Annotated in this window: 1 protein-coding gene; it reads right to left on the bottom strand. The window is 43.0% G+C overall.

Going from position 1 to position 251, the window contains the following annotated elements; translation table 11 throughout:
- On the bottom strand, positions 1-251 hold a 251-nt coding region (locus ACR9ZK_RS22785), incomplete at both ends, for a DUF8202 domain-containing protein (protein WP_481344197.1).

The following is a 251-nucleotide window of genomic DNA, read 5'->3' as shown; positions in this document are numbered from 1 at the left end:
GCTTTTGTCTGCCGTAAAGTCATTGCCATTATTTGCATTGGTGTCGGCTATGTCTAGATTCCCTATAACCGGCTGAATATCGCTGTTGACCGACTGTGACTGCTTCTGGTTTAAGGCAGAGGCATCGTCTCTACCGATACCGGCGATGTTGTTCTGATAGGTAGAAGAACCATTCCAGATAATAGTGTCATCACTTGCAACATAGTTTACTGAGGTAGTGATATTGCCTAAGGTAATACCATACTTAATAC

The sequence above is a fragment of the Monashia sp. HAY1-5C genome (genome assembly GCF_056755255.1).
This window is presented reverse-complemented; position numbering and strand designations above follow the sequence as displayed.